At 31.5% G+C, this 19,720-nt stretch carries 18 protein-coding genes, 1 pseudogene and 1 riboswitch; of the genes and pseudogenes, 9 read left to right on the top strand and 10 right to left on the bottom strand.

The window, feature by feature from the left end:
- Window positions 1-313 precede the first annotated feature (313 nt).
- Together MHI13_RS01715 and MHI13_RS01710 are read right to left on the bottom strand one after the other, a co-directional pair.
- Window positions 314-1,783: a phosphate--AMP phosphotransferase gene (locus tag MHI13_RS01715; protein WP_145423058.1), complete on the bottom strand. Its 1,470-nt coding sequence runs from the start codon at window positions 1,781-1,783 to the stop codon at window positions 314-316.
- A 110-nt stretch (window positions 1,784-1,893) separates the two neighbouring features.
- Window positions 1,894-2,952 (bottom strand): PTS transporter subunit IIC, encoded by a 1,059-nt coding sequence (locus MHI13_RS01710; RefSeq protein ID WP_019835156.1) that lies wholly within the window; start codon window positions 2,950-2,952, stop codon window positions 1,894-1,896.
- Window positions 2,953-3,241: 289 nt separating this feature from the next.
- Here MHI13_RS01710 and MHI13_RS01705 point away from each other — a divergent pair, with 289 nt between their 5' ends.
- From MHI13_RS01705 to MHI13_RS01680, 6 genes are all read left to right on the top strand, one after another.
- Window positions 3,242-3,808 carry a TetR/AcrR family transcriptional regulator gene (locus MHI13_RS01705; RefSeq protein ID WP_019835157.1) on the top strand — a complete coding sequence of 189 codons (567 nt, stop codon included), beginning with the start codon at window positions 3,242-3,244 and terminating at the stop codon, window positions 3,806-3,808.
- 157 nt (window positions 3,809-3,965) lie between these two features.
- On the top strand, window positions 3,966-4,910 hold the full coding sequence (locus tag MHI13_RS01700; protein ID WP_054105901.1) for an LLM class oxidoreductase: 945 nt from the start codon (window positions 3,966-3,968) through the stop codon (window positions 4,908-4,910).
- Between the two features lie 12 nt (window positions 4,911-4,922).
- Window positions 4,923-5,159, top strand: a complete 237-nt coding sequence (locus MHI13_RS01695; protein ID WP_054105902.1) for a DUF896 domain-containing protein — start codon at window positions 4,923-4,925, stop codon at window positions 5,157-5,159.
- Window positions 5,160-5,540: 381 nt separating this feature from the next.
- Window positions 5,541-6,242 (top strand): class I SAM-dependent methyltransferase, encoded by a 702-nt coding sequence (locus MHI13_RS01690; RefSeq protein ID WP_070548504.1) that lies wholly within the window; start codon window positions 5,541-5,543, stop codon window positions 6,240-6,242.
- A complete protein-coding gene (locus MHI13_RS01685) occupies window positions 6,211-6,636 on the top strand; it encodes an NUDIX hydrolase (protein WP_002449463.1) in 426 nt (141 codons plus the stop codon). Before MHI13_RS01690 ends, MHI13_RS01685 begins: the two co-directional genes overlap by 32 nt.
- Window positions 6,629-7,498 (top strand): DMT family transporter, encoded by an 870-nt coding sequence (locus MHI13_RS01680; RefSeq protein ID WP_070548506.1) that lies wholly within the window; start codon window positions 6,629-6,631, stop codon window positions 7,496-7,498. The genes MHI13_RS01685 and MHI13_RS01680 overlap by 8 nt, the downstream gene beginning before the upstream one ends.
- Window positions 7,499-7,589: 91 nt before the next feature.
- On the opposite strand, the pseudogene MHI13_RS01675 reads toward MHI13_RS01680, so the two are convergent.
- A pseudogene (locus tag MHI13_RS01675) lies at window positions 7,590-7,763 on the bottom strand (VOC family protein); the annotation flags it as partial.
- 52 nt (window positions 7,764-7,815) lie between these two features.
- Entirely contained in the window at window positions 7,816-8,670 is an 855-nt protein-coding gene (locus MHI13_RS01670; RefSeq protein ID WP_070548508.1) for a fructosamine kinase family protein, read from the bottom strand.
- Between the two features lie 225 nt (window positions 8,671-8,895).
- Here MHI13_RS01670 and MHI13_RS01665 point away from each other — a divergent pair, with 225 nt between their 5' ends.
- Entirely contained in the window at window positions 8,896-9,966 is a 1,071-nt protein-coding gene (locus MHI13_RS01665; protein ID WP_048762268.1) for a quinone-dependent dihydroorotate dehydrogenase, read from the top strand.
- A 71-nt stretch (window positions 9,967-10,037) separates the two neighbouring features.
- Entirely contained in the window at window positions 10,038-10,313 is a 276-nt protein-coding gene (locus tag MHI13_RS01660; protein ID WP_070548510.1) for a hypothetical protein, read from the top strand.
- A gap of 52 nt (window positions 10,314-10,365) precedes the next feature.
- On the opposite strand, the gene MHI13_RS01655 is transcribed toward MHI13_RS01660, so the two are convergent.
- The 4 genes from MHI13_RS01655 to alsS form a co-directional block, all read right to left on the bottom strand.
- Window positions 10,366-11,082, bottom strand: coding sequence for an epoxyqueuosine reductase QueH (locus tag MHI13_RS01655; RefSeq protein WP_017175101.1), 717 nt, complete (start codon window positions 11,080-11,082; stop codon window positions 10,366-10,368).
- A 258-nt stretch (window positions 11,083-11,340) separates the two neighbouring features.
- Window positions 11,341-12,273, bottom strand: coding sequence for a zinc ribbon domain-containing protein (locus MHI13_RS01650; protein ID WP_017175102.1), 933 nt, complete (start codon window positions 12,271-12,273; stop codon window positions 11,341-11,343).
- Window positions 12,274-12,398: 125 nt separating this feature from the next.
- Window positions 12,399-13,103, bottom strand: coding sequence for an acetolactate decarboxylase (budA, locus tag MHI13_RS01645; RefSeq protein WP_002449310.1), 705 nt, complete (start codon window positions 13,101-13,103; stop codon window positions 12,399-12,401).
- A gap of 28 nt (window positions 13,104-13,131) precedes the next feature.
- The gene (alsS, locus tag MHI13_RS01640; RefSeq protein WP_070548512.1) at window positions 13,132-14,796 is read right to left on the bottom strand and encodes an acetolactate synthase AlsS; all 1,665 of its coding nucleotides are present in this window, start codon (window positions 14,794-14,796) and stop codon (window positions 13,132-13,134) included.
- Window positions 14,797-15,536: 740 nt separating this feature from the next.
- Between alsS and MHI13_RS01635 the strand changes: the two genes are divergently transcribed.
- Complete coding sequence (locus MHI13_RS01635) at window positions 15,537-16,988, top strand: APC family permease (RefSeq protein WP_070548514.1); 1,452 nt, start codon at window positions 15,537-15,539, stop codon at window positions 16,986-16,988.
- Window positions 16,989-17,114: 126 nt separating this feature from the next.
- On the opposite strand, the gene MHI13_RS01630 is transcribed toward MHI13_RS01635, so the two are convergent.
- Together MHI13_RS01630 and MHI13_RS01625 are read right to left on the bottom strand one after the other, a co-directional pair.
- Window positions 17,115-18,452, bottom strand: a complete 1,338-nt coding sequence (locus MHI13_RS01630; RefSeq protein WP_070548516.1) for an aspartate aminotransferase family protein — start codon at window positions 18,450-18,452, stop codon at window positions 17,115-17,117.
- 202 nt (window positions 18,453-18,654) lie between these two features.
- On the bottom strand, window positions 18,655-19,470 hold the full coding sequence (locus MHI13_RS01625) for a MetQ/NlpA family ABC transporter substrate-binding protein (RefSeq protein WP_002449288.1): 816 nt from the start codon (window positions 19,468-19,470) through the stop codon (window positions 18,655-18,657).
- 108 nt (window positions 19,471-19,578) lie between these two features.
- Window positions 19,579-19,685: riboswitch (SAM riboswitch) on the bottom strand.
- Between the last annotated feature and the right edge of the window lie 35 nt (window positions 19,686-19,720).

Below are 19,720 nucleotides of genomic sequence, written 5' to 3'. Positions count from 1 at the left end.
ACAAAATTCGTAGAATAGTATTACGCTTTTTTTACAAAAAATTACAATTAATCCATCATTTTGTAATATTGAAATATATTAAATACTTCCTGTAATATATAAAATCTATCAATATGGAGTTTATTTTTATTATAAATTAACGTTTTACAATACTTTCTTACAAAAATTACAATACTTTAACATCATTAGTAATATTACAAATTAATGTTTTGTTACATTACTGTAATATTTTTAAAGTGTAATTGGCTATTTAAATTCTTTACTTTTGATAAAAAAACAAGAGCTTGTACGTATTAAGTTTCCTTATTTATTTTTAATAATCCTTTACTCCCCAAAGTACCTTTTCACAATTACGAATAATATATTTTAGTATCTCAATACGAGAGGTTTTTTTATGATCAGCAGGGACAACAAGCCATGGCGCATAGGATGTATTTGTTTTCTCAACCATATCGTGACTTGATTCCACGTATAAATCCCATTTTTCTCTATTTCTCCAGTCTTCATCTGTAATTTTCCATTGTTTATTAACATTTTCTTGACGATCTTTAAAACGTTTTAATTGTTCTTCTTTATCTAATGTAAGGAAGAACTTTAAAATAATCGCTCCTTCATCTGTCCACATTTTCTCAAATGCGTTTATTTCATCATATGCACGTTGCCATTCATCGACAGTAGCAAAACCTTCGACACGCTCTACCAATACACGACCATACCAACTTCTATCGAATAATTCGATGTGCCCAGTTCTTGGCATTTCTTTCGCAAATCTCCATAAATAATGATGTTTTAATTCAACATCTGTAGGGGCACTAATGCCATTCACTCGATAACCCGTTGGATCTAATTTTTCTCTAATTCGTTTAATATTTCCGCCTTTACCAGCTGCATCCATACCTTCAAATACTAAAATAAGTGGAATCTTTCTATCATATAAAGCGAATTGAATTTCTCTCATACGATTTTGCAATTCCTCAATGAGCTGTTTATATTCATCTTTTTTTACTTTATCCACCTTTCTATCAAAAAGGTATGTTTTAAAATTAGAATGAAATTTACCGTCTCGCTGTTCTTCTTTTTGCTCATGCTTCTCAATCGCTGTTTCAAGACGTTTGATAATATGTTCATACATTGTTTCAATCGCTGTTTCAAGACGTTTGATAATATGTTCATACATTGTTTCAATCGCTTTTTCTCTTTCGGTATAATCAATGATTTCCCATGCTTTATCATTTTTTATAAATTGACGCATGTCTTTAAGATAAATATCTGTTGAAAGTACATTACTATATTCTTGAACTTTCCAACGCGTCAATGGATTATCTTTGGTTTGTTGAATATGTTCTTGACGTTTTTCTTCATTAATTTCTATGAAAAACTTAATGATTTCATAGTGATCTCGTTTAAGCATATTTTCAAAAGAAGAAATTTGTTGTTTGAGTACATCATAGTTTTTATATTTGTCGTGTTTAATTTTATTTTCTCTATAATCTAGATAATGAGAATACCAGCTTCTAAAATAAATATTTATATCACCTTTTTTAGGTAAGGTATTCCAATATTTTTGTAAAAATTGATATCTTAAATCATCCTGTTTAGGTGACTGTGTCGCAATAAATTGTGTATACTTCGCATCTAAATTTAATAATAACTCATTAGATAAGCGCGTCTTCCCAGATGCAGGTACACCTTCAAATAATATCATCACTGGAATGCCTAGTTCATGTGTACGTCGTGTTAATTCTGCTGTTTTTAATGCTAAAGCTTCAATTTTTTTCGCCATTAACCCTTCATCCTTTTAATCTTTTTTCTATTTTATTGTAACATTATTGGCGTTTATCGTTTAAATTTAAAAATGCCTGAGACAATTCATCATGTCCCAGGCTAATGCGTTTATCCCATAAATTTGTAAATATCATTTGTAAATAATTTTAAGACTCTGCGTAAAATAACATCTAGTATAAATGCTGTTACTAAAGGTACAACAAAAAATCCAATAATAATTAGTATGATACTCATAACAGCTGAATCGACGTGTAAAAATTTAAATGCACTAATCGGCCCAATCATACCAATAAATCCAAACCCAGCAGACTCTTTTGTTCCAGCAATACCGATAAGACTACCAACTACACCAGAAACCGCTGCGGTAATCAAAATAGGTAGCATAATAATTGGATATTTCACCATATTTGGCATCATCATTTTCACGCCACCAAAGAAAATAGAAATTGGTACTGCAACACGATTTACTTGACTTGTGCCAATAAGTAAAACCGCTTCAGTAGCTGAAATACCAATTGAAGCTGAACCGGCTGCCAAACCTGTAATACCAATGGCAATAGCAATAGCTACTGTTGATAATGGGGAAATAATAATAAAACTAAATACCATTGAGATTAACATACACATCAATACAGGTTGTAATTCAGTGAAACTATTAATCATATTACCAATCGCAATATTTATAGTATGTACATATGGTAGGATGAGCACACCAATTGTAGCTGAGAGACCTCCAACAATTGTTGGATAAACAATCAATGCCATACTTCCTACACGTTTTTCAATAAGTAGAATAAATAAAACTGCAATTGCTGCAGTAATCATCGTATTGATTAGATCACCAATACCTGCAATAATCCAAGCCCCATTCTTAAATTGAGCAGCACCACTTCCTACATAAGCTGCACTTGATACGACTGCAATCGCAAGAGGAGTCATATTAAATTTAATCGCAATTAACGCACCTACTAATGCTGGTACAGTAAATTGTAATGCTTGAACAACATGTAGTAATGTTGCAAAAATAGGATGGTGATGCATAAGAGCTTTAAAGATTTCACCTAAAATGGCATTCGGTACTAAACCTACCACAATCCCAATAGCCACTCCGGAAAGTACTCTAAAAATAAAATCTCCAACGCTTATTTTTCTAAGTTCTGTTGTCATTCTTATACCTCCTATAATATTTTGTTATTGTATTAAGTAATGATAAAAAATACTATAACACATTTTCTAAATTTTCAGAATATTTATTTTATCATTTTCTTAAATTTTTCTGGTTTTATGGATATTTTAAGAATTTTGACCAACAATATGTATGTAATTTAAAAAGAAAAAACGAGTTGCTTCTATTATAATAGTTTAAAATAGAAAGAGTAATCATACTCTTTGACAACCTTCTTTGTTCGTTTAATAATTTAAAGTAATCACATTTTAAAATGAAAGGGATGTCTTTGTGCCAAGCAATAAAATGGATCCAAGAGTCATACGTACAAAACAATTACTCGTAGAAGCATTTCTAAATGTGTCACAAGAAAAAGAAATGACCCAAATTACAGTAAAAAATATTACTGACCGTGCTACTGTTAATCGGGCTACATTTTACGCACACTTTAATGATAAATATGAAATATTAGATTATTCATTATCAATGACTGTTCTTAAAGATATTAAAGAAACGTTGTCTATTTCAGAAACGCTCAATGGTCAGATTATCTCTAAATTATTTGTCTCGATAGCATATTATTTGGAAAATGTACAAAATGCTTGCAAACTCAATCGTGAGACATTTTGTAACCATGCTCATAAATGCATTAACAACGAGTTGGAAGCTATGTTTACCCTTATGTTACAACATAAATATCCCGAGCACGATTCTAGTATTATTGAAAATAGCGCAAGCTTTTTAGCCGCTGGTTTATGTGGACTGGCAAGACATTGGTTAGATACAAGCGAACTAAGTGCTGAGCAATTTATTGATCAAAACTTACCATTTTTACTTCACCATATTACAAATCTATAATTCTATAAACAACACTTACAGTCTTAATGATTGTAAGTGTTGTTTTATAGAAAAGCATGCGACTTGCATAAAATGATTATTTAGGTTATATTATAAACAACACTTGTTGTTTAGATAATAAGTGTTGTTTATATAAAGTTTAGTTAGGAGGGATGATATGTCCAAGATAGAAAATCATGAGGGTTTTAAACGTACCTTTAAAAATCATAAATTAACATTAGGTCTATCCATACCATTTGATAGTAAAAATAAAGAGCATATTGATTTTAACGAACAAGTGAAGTTTGCACAACAAGCTGAACGATTAGGATTTACAAGTTTATTCGTAAGAGATAATCCACTATATAGTCCTCATTTAGGATCTGTAACTGAAAATTACGACCCATTTGTTTTCCTAACGTATTTAAGTGCGTTTACCTCAAAAATTGCACTTGGGACCAGCAGTATTGTGGCAACACTACGTCATCCTATCCATTTAGCTAAATCAGCAGCCTCACTTGATCTTATTTCCAATCAACGTTTATTACTCGGTATGGCTACCGGTGATCGTTCTTTCGAATTCCCTGCATTTAAAGTAGATGAAAGTGCATTAACAGAACGTTATCAAACAACCATTCAATCATTAAGAGCACTTTGGCAATCACATTCTCCCAACATTTCAAATTCAATTTTTGAATTATATGAGGATTCTGGGTTACAAGTATTGCCTAAACATCATACGATTCCGATGTTTGGTACAGGCTACTCAAGACAATCCATGTCCTGGTTACAACAGCATATGGATGGTTGGCTATTTTACGCACAACCTTTTCAAGATCAAAAGAAATTAGTTGAAGCTTGGCATAGTGGTACCGACCGATTCAAACCGTTTATGAATATTCTAATGATTGATTTATCCCAAAATCCAAATGAAACCGTAAAACCGATTAAAGGTGGTTTCCGTACTGGACGTAAAAATTTACTACAAATATTAAAAGCTTATGAATCCATTAATACAAATCATATTATCTTAAGATTTACAAATGATGATCGTGATATCGAAGCACTTATAGAAGAAGTTGGAACATATATCACACCCCATTTTCCAGCTCATACCATTTAGGAGGAAAAATTAATGAGAGAATTATTAGAAAGAATTAATCAATTAGCAAATAAAGAAAAAGTGGAAAGTTTGAGTGTTGAAGAAAAACAAGAACAACATCAATTAAGACAAGAATATTTAGGAATGATTAGAGGCCAAGTCCTTCATACGTTCTCAACTATGAAAGTTGTCGATCCACTTGGTCAAGACGTTACACCTGATAAAGTGTATGACTTAAGAGAAGAATACGGCAATATTCAAAAAAACTAAAATTTTATTATCAAGACTTAGACTGCCTTCAAAGTTCTGACTTTGAGGGCAGAGTTTTTATGTCCATATTTTGAGTAAAGTTCTTAATTGAATCACAGCTCATTTTGTTGAAACCCTTTCCTAGGGAAAATATAAAGTAGTTCTTTGATTTTAATAATTAAAACTACTTAATGAAGTAATTGCTCACTTATGTTCGTTTATGCGACTGATTCTATATGCCACTCAACAAATATATTTCATAGTCTATCGTAGAATAGTCCAAGCCACAAATGTTTATTTATAAGATATATTCAGGTATAGAATCAAATATCATAACTTATCACGATAATAATTATGATATTATATAAAATAAATATATAAAACAACTAAGAAGGTGCATCTATGAATAAAGTATCATATAATTTCCCACCATCAAGAATTGAAAGAGCAAAAGATAAATTAAAAACATTTATTTATAATGAATATTATTTTAGTCCAGGAGATAAAGTATTAGAAGCTGGATGCGGGGATGGGGCCATCCTATTCAAACTTATTGAGAATTATAAAATTGAAGGACATGGTATTGATATTTCTGAAAATGCAAAAAGTATTGCAACTGAGTATATGATTAAAACTGGAATCAAATTTAAGTATGTTATTGGAGATGTTCAAAATTTACCTTACCCTCAAAATACATTTGATACAGTTATTTCATTAGGTGTTATAGAACATTTTCTAAACCCTGATAAAGTCATGAAGGAAATGTATAGAGTATTGAAAACTAATGGACACCTTATATTAATGACACCAAATAAATATTCGTTTGGTATTTTAGATAAGAAAATAAAAATTTTATTAAAAGTTTGGAAATTTGGTTATCAAACGGAATATAGCGTAAATGATTTAGAAAAGATAGCTAATAAATATGGTTTTAAAGTAGTCTCACGAAAGACTTTTAAGAACGACTCAATCAGTTTTAAACTGATTTCATCAATTGATCAAATATTAAATGTTTTTAATAAAAATTTTGGATTCTACAGTTATATCTACCTCATAAAGGAGGTAGATAAAAATGATTATAAATCATATCAAACTTCAATTTAATGAGACAGTTACAAAATATGATTCTGTTTTAATTGTTTTAACCTATCAAGGACATCTTGTTTTTGTTAAAAATAAAAAAAGAGCATGGGAATTAACAGGAGGTAAGGTAAACCATAATGAAACGATGAATGAGACAGCTATCAGAGAGGCTTATGAAGAGTCTGGCGCTGTCATCAATGAAAGTGATATAGACTATTTAGGTTACTATATACTACCAAATGGCCATACCACTACAATTACAAAAGCTGAAGTAAGCTATTTTAAAGATATACCGAAATATTCAGAAACTACTGAAAGAATACTTACGAAAGAACCATTAGACAAAAATTTATTATCATTTCAAGATGGGTTATATGAAGAAATTTTTAAATATTTAGGGGCATACCATGAATAAGGTTAAAAAAGGGTATTTATTTAATATTATTTCCATAGCAATCATGTCTTTAACCCCAATATTAAACAAACTTTCACTCACTGATTTATCACCTATTCAAGCAAGTTTTTTTAATGCTTTGTTTTCAACTTTAATATTATTAATAACTGTATTACTCGATAAAAGTAAAATAAAAATCTATCATAACAAATTTATATGGCTCTTAGGTATTACTAATACAATAGGTAATTTACTCCAATATGTAAGTTTAAGTTTGTTAGATCCAGTTAGTGTTGGATTATTAGGAAGATTTTATATTATATTTGCGTTGTTTCTTTCAGTGCTCTTTCTAAATGAAACGTTGTGCAAAAACGATACCTTTCCTATAATTTTTGCTGTTATAGGTTCATTCTTGATTACTCATTTTTCAGGTGATTTTAACAGTATATTAGGTGTGATTGTCACCCTATCTTATACATTCTTTTTTGCGCTAACGAATATGTTAGCTAAAAAGACCGTCAAAGACATTGATTCTAAAACCATCTTACTATACAATCAGGCGACTTCTACTTTGTTGCTAGGTATCATATTAATTGTGACTAATCATTTACATACCATACATATAAGCATAGGCTTGTTCTCTATTTTACTTTCTGCTTTGTGTAGTGGCGTAATAGGACTTTTATTATTTTATGAAGGTTTGAAATACATTTCGTTTCGTGAAGCGAATATTATAAGAACCCTCAATCCTATATTTGTGTTTATATTTTCTTTCCCGTTTTTCCCTTTACCATTAACGCCTAAATTCATAACCGGCGCGATTTTAATCATTATTTCTATTATTTATATGAATCTATATAAAGATAAAAAAACGTCTTCATGATAACTTTTTCATTAAAAATGCGCCCCACCATTAGATCTCATTCTAACTTTGGGGCGTATATTAATTGGCGTATTTTATAAAATTAATTGAACTAACAAACTAAGAAATTATATTTATGTCCATCTGGATCAGCAAATGTTGCACCGTAATAACCTTGAGAAGTCTTAGGTTCATCAATCACCTTACCACCTAACGCTTTCACTTTATGCAGTAATGTATCCACTTCATCGTTCGTTTTAACATCTAATGATATGATGACTTCATTAAAGACGAAAGAAAATACTTCGGATTAAGACGACTTAACCCGAAGTATTTTATTAGGCCAATATGTGATCCATTGAACGATTCACACTACTTGCATACATACCACCAAATTTAACTAAATGCACCATGAATAAATATAATCTATAGAACTCTAAGCGTTTTTCTGCTCCTTTTCCTAAAGGATAATGCTTTTCATATTCATTATAAAACTCTTGTGTAAATCCACCGAAGACAGTAGTGATACCTAGGTCAAATTCTCTATCTCCATATAACGGGGCTGGATCAAATAAAGCGGGACGCCCATCTTTTAAAAACATATAATTACCGCCCCATAAATCACCGTGTAAAAGAGACGGTTTGCTATTATGATTTTCTAATTCATTAATCATAACAGAACGTACTTGTTCGTATACTTTATTATCTTCTTCATTCCATAAATTTTTACGTAATAGTTCATCCCTTAAATGATCCATACGGCGTTCTACAAAAATTTCACTCCAAGACTCTGACCATGTATTATCAAATGAGACATCAGCCCCTTCATAAGGTAACTCGAATCCAAACTTACCTTCTGACTGTTGATAACTATGCATTTTGGCTACAAGTTGTCCTAATTCTTTTTGACTTCCTTTACTGCCTTCTTCTAAATAACTGAGTAATAGATACGCATCGCCATTAATTTCGCCGTTTTCAATCACTCTTGGTGCTGTAATATCTGCTTTTTCAAATGCTTCTAGTCCAGCCATTTCGGCAGCGTAGAAAGAGGGTTTACGATTTCTTTGAACTAATAAAAAATATATATCATTGTTTGTTGTAATTTTAAATGCTTCATTTACATCTCCACCACTTACTGGTGAAATATCTTGAATACCCTCTAAAGGTAATTGATTTTTCCATTCTGATTTCATTAATTATCCTCCTTAGTCCAATTCTTTATCTACTATTCTATTACCTAAATGGATGTGCTTTAACCTTTGTCATTCCAAAATGATTTAAAGTTAGGCAATTTTTCAAACACTTTCAAATTTGACTATTCATTTTTAATCGAACGTGCTAGTCTATTAAAGGAATGTTTTTTCAATGATATTAAATGAGGATCGTAAGCCTCAAATACAATGAAATGGAGCATTATTATGTACAAATTAATTAAACCTCTTTTATTCAAAATCGAACCTGAAAAGGCACATGGATTAACAGTAGATGCCTTAAAATTCACTCAGAAAAACGCTTTTTTACTACCTTTTGTAAATAAATTATTTACATATGAACACCCCTCTCTTTCACAAAACATTAAAGGGATAACATTTAAAAATCCAGTTGGTTTAGCTGCTGGTTTTGATAAATCATGTGAAGTGCCTAAAGCACTTGAAAATGCTGGTTTCGGTGCTCTTGAACTTGGTGGCATTACACCTAAACCACAAGATGGCAATCCTAAACCGCGTATGTATCGCTTACTTGAAGATGATGCCTTAATCAATCGTATGGGCTTTAATAATATGGGGATGAATAAAGCTTTATGGAATTTAAGACGTCATGCTTACACTATTCCTGTAGGTTTAAATGTGGGCGTTAATAAAACGACACCTTACGAAGAGCGTTATCAAGATTATATTAAAGTCATCGATGCGTTTAAAGCAGATGTATCATTTTTCACTGTGAATATTAGCTCACCTAATACTGAAAACTTACAAAGTTTCCATGATAAAGATGAATTTTCAATGTTATGTCATGCTTTAACAGATTATAAAGCACAACACGAAGTGAATGTCCCAATCTTTTTAAAGTTAACTTCAGACTTAGAACTTGAAGGTTTTAAAACTATTTTACCTCAAATTACAGAAACCTTTGATGGTATGATTTTAGCCAATACCACACGTCAACGTGATGGATTATCTTCTCCAAATAAAGTAGAAGACGGAGGATTAAGTGGTCGACCTTTATTTAAACGTAATTTAGAACTTGTAAAATGGGCTTATCAACAAACGAATGGCGAATTTTTAATCATTGGTACAGGTGGTATTTTTAGTGCACAAGATACTATTCAAATGATGCGAAATGGTGCGTCACTTGTACAAATCTACTCATCCCTCGTGATAGAAGGCCCTGGTTTAACTAAAAAGATTAATCGAGATATTGCTAAATATTTAAAAGCAAACCATTATAGTCATATTAGTGAGATTATTGGACTAGATGCTAGACGTTAAAATATTTCACTAAACGATAAAGTGTACTATACTAATATTACACGTAGCACGTACTATCGGAGGGTATGTTGATGACTATAGAAGATAAACAAACAAAGTCACAAACTAAAGATAAGAATAACATTGAAGATGCCAAATCTTCTCAAGAATACGATAATAGTATCGGTTACAATGGTGAAAAGAAAACAGCTTTGGATCTTGAAATTGAACGTGAACTATTAGAAATGATGGAAAATAAAGATCCTAAACCTGAAAAAGAGAAGAAAGGTATAAAAATTGCTGGACTACTATCTGCCCTTGTTATTGCTATTTTAGCTATTGTGCGTTTTATCCATCGTACGTTATAACTAAAAGCGAAGGAGTAAGAAAGAATGGTTAACTCATTCTCTCTTACTCCTTTTAAAATTGTTCTAAAAATGCTTTAGCTTCTCGATTAATTTTTTTAAAATCAATACCTTGTTCCATCGCTGCAAATACACATCCGCAATAACATTGTCTAAATATATTATAATCATTACACATTTCTATAGACCGTTCGTAACCTTTATTTTTCTTAAAATCACTAGGTAAATAATATGTATTGTATAATCGTTGAACTTCCATACCGAGTTCGTTAATTAATTGAGCATTCTTTTTAGGAGATAATGTTAATGCACTACCGAAATAATCATATCCATACTTCACTGCTGCTTCTGCGACAAGCTCTAAACGCATCTCAAAACACGCTGTACAACGTTTTCCACCTTCAGGTTCTTCAGTAAGACCACGCGATTTCGCCATCTTCATGAATTCATATGGCTGATAATCAGCTTCAATATATTTTACCGAATATCCAGTCTTCTCATTAAAATCTTTTACAAATTGTGCTTGGACTTTGGCACGTCTTAAGTATTCATTTTTAGGATGAATGTTAGGATTAGCAAAATAAATAGCAATATCTGCATACTGAGATAGATATTCTAATGTATATGTGCTACAAGGTGCACAACAACTATGTAATAAAATTTTAGGGCGAACGCCTTCACGCTCCCATTGATTAATCAGTTTTTTCAACACCCTATCATAATTGATTTTTTGATTTTTCATCTTCTTAATCATAGGTTCAGCATTTAACATTTCTCAATTCTCCTTATAAAATATTATATATTATTTTTAGTTTGAGACTTATACAATAAAAATATATCAGATATTATCGACTTACTATATCTTGAACTTTTTTAATAGCCTCATCTTCTATTTCTTTGAAAATTTTTATTGCCCTATGTATTTTTTATATTATTTCTTAAAGATGGTGATTACTTAAATTCATTAATGACACGCGTATCACATTGAGTACATACATTTTAAATTGGAACAAATTTACTTCCATAATGCTTACAATAAGCCACTAAAACCTCTTCCAAATAATCTACGTAGTACTCCGAAATCATCGAATTGACTAATTAACGATGATCCAAATAAATGTAATGCAAATCCAATAATAACGAAAAATATGATAACACCGTAAAAACTAGGGATACGTAATTTTCTATTTACACTATATTTAGCAATTAAATATATACATGATGTGAATAATAAGATAATCGAAAATACTCCTAATACCCCACTTAAAATATAAAGTTTTAAAAATAGTGAAATAAATCCTAACAAAAGTATAAGCACTGATAATGTATTCGTTAAAATAAAGTCTGACAAAACTTTTTTAATTTGAAAAGGTTGAAGTACAGTTAAACGTATCACTCCATAAGTAATAAAGAAAAGAATAGCTATAGCAATAGCGATGCCTAGTATTACTCTTAGAACAATAGTAAATACTCCTGAAACGATATAACCAAAACTATCTTCAATCATAAAATGAATAAAAAATCCTAAAATTAATAAGCCCACTATCACTAATGAAGCTAATAATGAGTAACTAAATGAATGATGACTCTCAATGATTGTATCATGCCGTTTAAACACTTGTTTAAAGAATTTTTTACTTTCTTCGACAACAGATTTAACTTTTTGACTTGAAGCACTAGGATTACCATAACGTTGTTGATAAGATGTATAATCAGGTGCATCTTGCGTTTGAGATGACTCAATATTGTTGTATTGATTCACTGTAGGCTGTTCTTTTGATATAGCATTTGGCGAAGTAACAGAACTTGAAGTAGAGTGATTTACACTTTTGTTTATATGACTATCCAAGTTTAATGATTCTGGTGTTGTTGTAGATGGTGTAATCTGATCTAATTTCGTTCCACATTCTCCACAAAATAAATCTCCTTGTTGATATGACTGACCACAATTTGGACATTGCATCCTATATACCTCCATAAACATAAAATTCGAAATCATTATACCATTAAATTGAATTGCTTAAAATATTATTTTAATGAAATAAAAAAGTTCGAATCTTAAACGATTCGAACTCTAATGATGATATATTATTCAGCTTCTCTAATTTCTGCATCGATATCTGCATAATCAATTTCAGTATTAGTGAATGTTTTATTATCGATTGGGAAGTGTTGTTCAAATGTTTCAAAGTTTTGAATTTCAACTTTTACATCATCTACTTCAAAATCTAAAATGTGTCCGCCGAAATTACGATCATCGTTGGCGAAATGAATATGGAAACCACCAGAACCAATACCATGGAATAATTCAGGTGTAAAGAAGCCAATCACTGTACCGTTAACATCTTCCTGAGTTTCTTCAGGTTGTCTACGTGCTGAATCAATTAATCTTGTATATGGTGGTTCTTGTTTTGGCATCATACGAACATGCATTTTTTTAAATTTACCAGTGATTTTTACTGCTGAGAATAAATTATCACTTAACATATGTTCTTTTACTTCATTTAATACTGTTTCAGAATCTTTATTAGAAGTTTCATAAGATTCATCTGCTTCAAATTTAGTAATTGTTGCAAAAGGTGTTAATTCATCACCTTTAAGTTTAACGAATTCTTTTTTTTCATTTGCATGGTAAGCTTCTCCATTAATGAAGATAACTTCACCGTCTGAACCTGTAAGTGTTGCTAGTCCTGAATCACCATGTTTTAATAATTCATCGATTGTGGCAGTTCCTTCTAATAAACCTGCCATCAATGTACCTAATGTACCATGTTGATATAATACATGACCCATATTAATATTCACTCCTATTTTTAGAAAATTAATTTAAAGAATCTGGTAACATATTTGTTGATAATTTAATATTATCTTTATAATTTACTGGAATATCAATTAAAACAGGTCCTTCTGTTTCGTAACCTTCTTTAATTGCAGCTTCAAGTTCTTCTGGGCTTGTTACTCGAATACCTTTCGCACCAAATGACTCTGCATATTTAACATAATCTACTGGACCAAATGCTACACCAGCTGCACGTTTATATTTCATTTCTTCTTGGAATTCAACCATGTTGTATTTACCATCATTCCAAATTAATTGAATGATATTTAATTTTTTACGTACAGCAGTTTCTAAATCTTGACCTGAGAATAAGAAACCACCATCACCAGCAACTGATACAACTTGTGTGTTTGGACGTACTAATGCAGCTGCTATAGCCCATGGTAACGCAACACCTAAAGTTTGCATACCGTTACTGAATAATAAATGTCTTGGATTGTAACTTCTAAATTTACGAGCCATCCAAATATAGTGACTACCTACGTCTACTGTAACAGTTGTATCATCAGTTAACGTTTTTTGCATTGTATTGATAATTTCTACTGGATGTAAAATACCGTCTTCATGTTCATATTTAATGCCAGTAGCTTCGATAATATTTGCTCTTAATTCTTCTAAGTCATCTAAATGTTTTTGATCAATAATTGGTTCAGATACTTTTTCTGACATCATTTGAATTGTACCTGCAATATTACCTACTAATTCTTTTTTAGGACGTAAGTAATTTGTAATTTCAGCATGCACTTCGTCAATTGAGATAATTTCAGTATCTAATTCTTTATTCCAGTTACTTGCTTCGTATTCAATTGGATCATAACCGATTGCAACTACTAAGTCAGCTTTTCTTAGTAATTCGTCACCCACTTGGTTACGGAATAAACCAACACGACCAAAGAAATGGTCTTCTAATTCACGACTAATCACACCAGCACCTTGGAAAGTTTCTACAACAGGTAAGCTTGTTTTTTCAACAAATTTACGAATTGCTTCTGTTTCTTTTTCACTAGAACTTCTCATACCTGCAAGTAATACAGGGAATTTAGCATCTTTAATCGCTTGAAGCACTTCATTCACTTCTTCATCTGCTGGTACCCCTAAATGAGGTTTTTCTGGTAAGTCGATTGCTTTACTTTGCACTTGAGATGAAATAACGTCTTGTGGAATACTAATGAAACTTGCACCATTTTTACCAGAAGTTGCAGTGCGGATTGCATTTGTCATAACTTCAGATAATGATTCAGGATCTTGAACCTCTGCACTATATTTAGTTGATGATTTTAGTAACGCAGCGTTATCTACAGCTTGGTGAGTAAGACGTAATAAATCATTTCGTTTAACTTGACCACCGATTGCTAATACAGGGTCACCTTCTGAAGTAGCTGTTAATAATCCAGTTGTTAAGTTACTTACCCCTGGACCACTTGTTACTAATGCAACACCAGGTTTACCTGTTAAACGTCCAACGCCTTGTGCCATCATTGCAGCATTTTGTTCGTGACGTGTAACGATAAGTTCTGGGCCATCATCTTCTAATGCATCGAATAAATAGTCGATTTTTGCACCTGGAATACCAAATACATAATCCACATTATTATTTTTTAAAGTATCAATGACCATATCTGCAGCAGAATAGTTTTCTTTAGCCATTTTATATTCATATCCTTTCAAGTTTACATTTGTAATTTAAAGTTTTTATTTCAAAATTACTTTTCTATTTTTTTATACTCAATTAAAAAGAAGCCACACACATGTCTATTTTTTTAGGGAAAAAGAGGGAAAGACTTAGTCACATGTTAATTGCGGCTTCTTTATATTTAAATAACTTCAATTTTTAAAGTTGAAGTGTAACCTCAGTTAATTAGACATATTCAAATATGAGATGGGAGTTTTCTATTATATATGTCATGTTTAAGGGAATGATAGTAAAACATACTTATTAGAACATTTGAATACGTTGTAACTTTATTACGTTTCTTATTATAGTACGCATCGAAACATTAATAAAATACATATTTTCGATAGTAACCATTCCATATTGGAATAGGTCAATATACTTTAACCATTGTAAAATGACACAATTAAAAAGGTCTAATGACTTGACTTGTCTTCTATAATTATAGTACCAATATTGATATAATTACTACTTTTTTATATTTTTAGAGTAAATATACTCTTTTTTGTTGTTTTTATTTTAGATTTATCTGATATAATCAAATCTATCATTTAAATTTTCTAGTTATGTATTCTTGTTTAATAAAAAGTAAGAAAACTTGAAATTTTCAGAAATTTTAGACAAAATACCGTTCTTTTATGCTATGATAATAAATGTTATATAGCTAACAAGCTAATTAATTAAATTTTAAACTTATTAGTGGAGGTTCATAATTATGGCCAGTTTTTTCAAAAATTTTACTAGAAAAGAAGATCCCACTATCTATCAAAGTAAAGATGGACATTTAAAACGTACGTTACGTGTTAAAGATTTTCTTGCATTAGGTGTAGGTACTATTGTATCAACATCCATTTTCACTTTACCTGGTGTAGTAGCAGCAGAGCATGCTGGTCCAGCCGTAGCTTTATCTTTCTTATTAGCTGCAATTGTTGCTGGTTTAGTTGCATTTTCATATGCCGAAATGGCTGCAGCCATGCCTTTTGCTGGTTCTGCATATTCTTGGATTAACGTTTTATTTGGTGAATTCTTTGGATGGGTAGCTGGTTGGGCATTACTTGCCGAATACTTTATTGCCGTTGCCTTTGTAGCTTCTGGTTTTTCAGCCAATTTAAGAGGACTTGTGTCTCCTTTAGGTATTGCGTTACCTAAGTCTTTATCTAACCCTTTTGGTGCAAATGGAGGAATTATAGACTTAGTTGCAGCAATTGTTATTATTTTAACTGCATTATTATTATCTCGTGGTATGAGTGAAGCTGCTCGTATCGAAAATATTCTTGTTATTTTAAAAGTTCTAGCGATTGTTTTATTCGTTATTGTTGGATTAACAGCAATTCAAGCAAGTAATTATGTTCCATTTATTCCTGAGCATAAAGTCACTGCAACTGGTGATTTTGGTGGATGGCAAGGTATTTATGCAGGTGTATCAATGATTTTCTTGGCATACATAGGATTTGATTCAATTGCTGCCAACTCAGCTGAAGCTATTAATCCGCAAAAAACGATGCCACGTGGTATTTTAGGATCATTAATCATTGCGATTGTTTTATTCGTAGCTGTAGCTTTAGTATTAGTTGGTATGTTCCATTATTCAAAATATGCTGGGAATGCTGAACCTGTTGGTTGGGCACTTCGTCAAAGTGGACATGGTGTAGTAGCAGCAGTAGTTCAAGCTATTTCAGTCATCGGTATGTTTACAGCATTAATCGGTATGATGTTAGCTGGTTCACGTTTACTTTATTCATTTGGTCGTGACGGATTATTACCTTCTTGGTTAGCCAAATTAAATGATAAACATTTACCTAATAGAGCGCTTGTTATTCTCACTATTATCGGTGTTTTAATTGGTTCCATGTTCCCATTTGCTTTCTTAGCTCAATTAATTTCAGCAGGTACATTAATCGCATTTATGTTTGTATCTATTGCAATGTATAGTTTAAGAAAACGTGAAGGCAAAGATTTACCAATTCCAGCATTTAAAGTACCGTTCTTCCCTGTATTACCTGTCATTACCTTTTTATTAGTCTTGCTTGTATTCTGGGGATTAAGTTTTGAAGCTAAACTTTATACATTAATCTGGTTCTTAGTTGGTATTGTTATTTATGTATTCTATGGTATTAAACATTCTAAAAAGAATGATGAAGATGATTATGTCGTACCAAAAGATTAAGATAATGAACTACTTATATTTCTCATATCCCCTTTAGAAACATTCAATTGTTTTTTAAGGGAAGTATACTGAAAAGAGCAAGAAAAGACATTCACTTAATGTCTTTTCTTGCTCTTTTAATATATTTTACCAACCTTGTCCTTCTATACTATATTGATTTAAATTACCATCTTGTAGTGCTTGAAGCGCTTCTTCAATAACATCTAACGCTTTATCTAACTGTTCATAAGTAATAACGAGTGGCGGTTGAAAACGTAAGACGTTCCCAGCAACTGCAATAATCACTACACCATGTTCAAAACAGTAATTACAAATTTTCAATGCTTCTTCAGCAGCTCTTTCTTTTGACTGTTTGTCTTTAACAATATCAATTCCAATAGATAACCCAATACCGCGCACATCTCCTACGTAATCGTATTGATCTACCCATTGATTCATACGTTGACGCACGTAGTTTCCTTTTTCAGAACTAGCTGTTAGTAAGTCGTCGTTTTCTATCATTTCAATCGTAGCAAGAGCCGCTTCACAACTTACTGGATTTGCCCCTGTCGTAAATAGATGTGCTGGTGCTTCAAGACTTTCAATAATTTCTTTTCGACCCACAATCGCTGACATTGGTAATCCACCTGCTAATGATTTACCAAATGTAATGAGGTCTGGTGTAAAGTTAAAGTGGTCCACAGAGCTCCAAGAACCTGTACGACCTAATCCTTGTTGGATATCATCAACAGCAATTAAAATACCGTATTCTCGACATAACGCTTCAAGTGCTTCAAAATAGCCTTCTACTGGTTCTAATAGTCCACCATCTCCTTGAATCGTTTCTAACACAATACAAGCTACTTCCTCAGCTGGAACATATTTAGCAAACATCTCTTTCAATGGCGCTAAATATTCTTCAACAGTGTTTGATTTAGATTGTTCAAACATCCCTCTGTATTTATCTGGAAATGGAATATGATAAAAACCATTTAATAAAGGGCCATAATGTTTACGCATATTTAAACTGATAGCCGACATTGATAACGCTCCAAATGTAGAGCCATGATAAGCATTTGTAAAGCTGATAATATAGGGTCGTCCCGTATAAGCACGTGCAAATTTGATAATACCATCATTCGCATCCGAACCACTCAAACCAAATGTGACACGTTTTTCATAATCACCTGGCGCAATATCGCATAACTTTTTAGACAGTTTCACTAAAGGCTCGTGATACATATATGCGGGGGTATAATGAATAAATTTATCTACTTGCTTTTTAATCGCCTCTGCTACCTGTTGTGGTGCATGACCCACATTTTGTGAGCTTGCACTAGCTAACAAATCGATGTATTCTTTTCCATCTATATCTACTAAAGTTGCTCCATATCCATGATCAATCACTAATGGATAATATTTTATACGTCCTGAAGTAGCAAAATACTTGCTCTCTTCTTTTATCATATCCTCTGCTTTACTCAAATTGACTCATCCTCTCCCAAAGTATCAACAACTTATATCTAACTTTCTTTATTGACTTCAATTCTTGTGATAATAATCAATATCTTACTAATAATTGTCAGATTTGTAAATATTTTCAGAAAAATTAAAATATATTGTTTCTATCTTTTAAACAATGATAAATATAAATCATAAAAGGCCTCTAATAGAGACCTTTTATGACTTATTTGTTTTCGTATGGAATAACATCATCGCCATATTCTTTTTTAATATACGCTTTGATTTCTTTAGATTGCATAACTTTTAATAATGTTTGGAATTTTTCATCATTTTTATGACCTTCTTGCACGGCAATCGTATTCGCAAATGGTGATGATTTACCTTCCATAACAATAGCATCTTTAGACGGTTTTAAACCATTATCAAGCGCATAGTTTGAATTTATAATGACTGCAGCTCCTTCACCATTCTTATATGTTTTTGGTAAAAACTCTGCACCTTGTTGATGGTTAAATTTCAAGTGTTTTTTATTTTCAGCAATATCCTCAAATTTTGCATTTTCAATTTTAACGCCTTTTTTTAATTTAATTAATCCTTCATTAACAAAGAAAGATAAAAAACGTCCTTCTTCTGCAGGATTATTAGAAACGTAAATCGTCGATCCATCTGGAATGTCTTTTAAATTTTTATATTTTTTACTATATACACCCATAGGCGTCGTAAACACTTTACCTAATTCTTCAATTTTATAACCATGACTTTTCTTTTCAGCATTCAAATATGGGACATGTTGGAAGAAGTTCGCATCAACATCACCTTTATCTAATAATTTATTAGGCACCTTATAATCATTAACTTCTTTGACTTCTAAATCATATCCTTTTTTCTTCATTTCTTCCTTAGCTTTTTTTAACACATCACCATGAGGTGCTGGCGACGCTGCTACGGTAATTTTTTTATTATCTTCTTTCTGATTTCCACAAGCTGCTAGCGTTATCGTTACTAACAAAATACTGATCATACCTATTAATTTTTTCATATGTATTGACACCTTTTTATAAATTTTCAATTCTCATTTCCTCTTACTAGATATGTAAAGACATAAAAAAATACTTTCAACTATTAAGAGAAAGCATCGACACACTTTCTCTCATCTTCTAAAGTATGATTAACTTTATGTGAATTAGCACCATGTCATACAATGACGGTTGCTGGGTTTCGTAGGGCACATCCCTCCACCACTCTTGATAAGAGTTAATAGATTATTGAATTATTAATAACTTATCATT

This window comes from Staphylococcus sp. FSL K6-0223 (genome assembly GCF_038008285.1).
This window is presented reverse-complemented; position numbering and strand designations above follow the sequence as displayed.